The organism is Rhodoferax sp. (genome assembly GCF_039922535.1).
Classification (GTDB): domain Bacteria; phylum Pseudomonadota; class Gammaproteobacteria; order Burkholderiales; family Burkholderiaceae_C; genus Rhodoferax_B.
Genome location: NZ_JBDTEM010000405.1, coordinates 1 through 2,869 on the forward strand (window position 1 = coordinate 1; position 2,869 = coordinate 2,869).

The window sequence follows — 2,869 nt, forward strand, 5'->3', positions numbered from 1 at the left end:
CCTTTTACCCAGGATGCCTGGGACGATGCCAAGACCCAGGCCCTGCGCAACCTGACGGTGCAGCGTTTCCCCACCGGGGAAATCAGCAACAGCCTGGCGGACATCGACCCCGACACGCAAACGGCCCAACTCAATGTCACCTTGGCATCCGGCCCGGCCTATCGGTTTGGCCCGCTAGATTTGCGCGGCCTGCAGCGCTACAACGCAGAGTTGGTCAGCCGCCTGGCCCAACTGCCCACCGGAGCCGACTACAGCCAGGCGCAACTGCTGCAAACCCAGCAGCGGCTGGCCGACAGTGGCTACTTCGACTCGGTATTTTTGACCCTGGACACCAGTGGCGACCCGCAAGCCGCGCCCGTGGTGGCCCAATTGCGCGAGGCCAAACTGCAAAAATTGGTACTGGGCGTAGGCTTTAGCACCGACAGCGGGCCGCGCCTGTCGGTCGAGCACACCCACCACCAGTTGCCTTGGCTGCAGTGGCGCGCCATCTCCAAGCTCAGCCTGGACAAAGACACGCAAACCCTGGGCACCGAGCTCACCGGCCCGCCCGATGCCAGCAACTGGCGCTGGGTGACTTCGGCCCAGGTTCAGCACCAGGATCTGAGCGCCACCATTACCAATAGCCAGCGCCTGCGGGCCGGGCGCACCCAGGGCAACGACCACATCGACCGCAACGTCTACCTGCAATACGACCACGCGCTGACCACTAGCGGCACCGACCCCACGATTGCATCCAGCGCGATCAGCGCCAACTACGCCTGGACGCGGCGCGACTTTGACGACATCCGTACCCCCACCCAAGGCTACGGTGTCGCAGTAGAACTAGGCGGCGGCCTCACCTTGGGGGCCGACCGCCAACCCTACACGCGCACACTGACCCGCTGGCTGGGCTACGTTCCGTTGGGCAAGCTGCTGCCCGGCGATGGCCTGTTCATGCGGGCGGGCCGCCTGGCGCTGCGGGCCGAAGCGGCTGCCGTGGTGGCAAAAGCAGATGCCAATGTCCCAAGCACCCAAGAATTTTTAACCGGCGGGGATACCACGGTGCGCGGCTACGGCTACCAGGAAATCGGCGTGGTTGGCAGCAGCGGATCTGTGACCGCCGGGCGCTACATGGCTTCGGGCAGCTTTGAGTGGCAGCGCCCCATCATCGTCAACGGCAAACCCAGCGCCTGGGAGACGGCCCTGTTTGTCGATGCCGGAGCCGTCGCCAATACGGTGAAGGCCCTGGAAGCCAAAGTCGGCGTAGGCGGCGGCGTGCGCTGGCGCAGCCCCGTGGGGCCGGTACAAATAGACCTGGCCTACGGCGTAGCCACACGCAAGGTACGCCTGCACATGAGCGTAGGGTTCAGCTTTTGAGTACCGAAAAAGCCCCTGCCGCCAAGCCACGCTGGATGCCCTCGCGTAAACGCCTGCTGTGGCTGCTGTGCGCGCCGCTGCTGGTACTGGCCGCGCTGGCCACCGTGGCCGGTACGCTCTGGGTCTGGCTGGGCACCGACACCTCGCTGGCCAGCACACTGGCCCGTGCCGCTGTCTACCTCCCCGCAGGCCATACGCTGGAAACCAGTGGTGTGACCGGCTCGGTCCGCCAGGGCGGTCACATCGGCAGCCTGGCCTACCGCAGCCCCAGCCTGCAAGTAGAGGCCCAAGACATCGCGGTGGACTGGCAACTCGACGGGCTGCTGCAGCGCGAACTGCGCCTGGGCCGGCTGCACATCGCCCAGCTGCGCATTGCGCAAACCCCGTCCACCGAGCCCACGGTGCTGCCGTCGGAGATCGTGCTGCCCCTGCAGGTAGACCTGCCGTTCGAGATTGCCGATCTGCGCTGGCAAGGCCCACCGGCGCTGCAACTCACGCAGTTGGCTGGGCACTACCGCTATGACGGCAACCAGCACCAGCTGACCGTTAACGGTGTCAAAGTCGCCTCGGGCCAGTACGCAGGCCAGGCTACGCTGCTGGCCCGCAGCCCGCTCACGCTGCAAGCCCATGTGCAAGGCAGCGTGGACACCACCCTGCCCGGCAACACCCGACCCACCACCGTTGCAGCTACCGCGTCCGCCAGCGGACCTTTGGCAGGGCAAGATGCGCTGCTGCAAATACAGGCCCAGCTCACGCCCAGCTCACCCACCGCCCTGCAGGCCACGCTAACCGCCCAAATTCACCCCTGGGTCGAGCAACCGGTGCACCAGGCCGATGCCACGTTCCAGCAACTCAACCTGGCCGACCTGTGGCCAGACGCACCGCAGACCCTGCTCAACGGCAATGCCCACGTACGCCCCGACCCCGTAGCCAATGGCACGGCATGGCGCGCTGAAGCCTCGCTCGACAACCGCCTGAGCGGGCCTTGGGATACACACCGCGTGCCACTAGACCACGCCAACACCCGACTGCACTACCAACAAGGCGCTTGGGTCATTGAGTCGCTGAGCGCCCAGCTCGGCAAGGGCGATGTACAGCTTAAAGGCCGCTGGACCGGCGCGGACGCTACCGACTGGACGGCAGAAGCCAGGCTGTTGCGCATCAACCCCGCCGCCCTCCACACCCGCATGGCCCCCGCCTTGCTGGATGGGCGCGTCACCGCCAGCAGCACCGCCGCAGCCATCCGTTTCGATGCCGCCCTGCAACCCTCCGCCAAAGCGACCGCCATTGCCGCTCTGCAAGGCCTGCGCATCCAGACTGCCCAGGCCACTGGCCGCTGGTCTGCAGGCACTCTCAACCTGTCGGTTCTGAAACTACAAACCGATGACGCACTGCTACAAGGCCAACTGGACCTGACCCTCGCCACCCGCGCCGCCAAAGGCAAGCTGCACCTGACGCTGCCTGGCGCACAGGCCGATGTGCAGGGCCAAATTAGCGCCTCGCAAGGGGCAGG

Annotated in this window: 1 protein-coding gene and 1 pseudogene; both read left to right on the forward strand. The window is 66.2% G+C overall.

Annotation, left to right across the window (positions count from 1 at the left end; translation table 11 throughout):
* The coding region (locus ABI213_RS19180; protein WP_348028279.1) for a BamA/TamA family outer membrane protein at positions 1-1,356 on the forward strand (1,356 nt) is incomplete at its 5' end.
* Positions 1,353-2,869, forward strand: a pseudogene (locus tag ABI213_RS19185) (translocation/assembly module TamB); the annotation flags it as partial. The gene ABI213_RS19180 and the pseudogene ABI213_RS19185, both read left to right, overlap by 4 nt.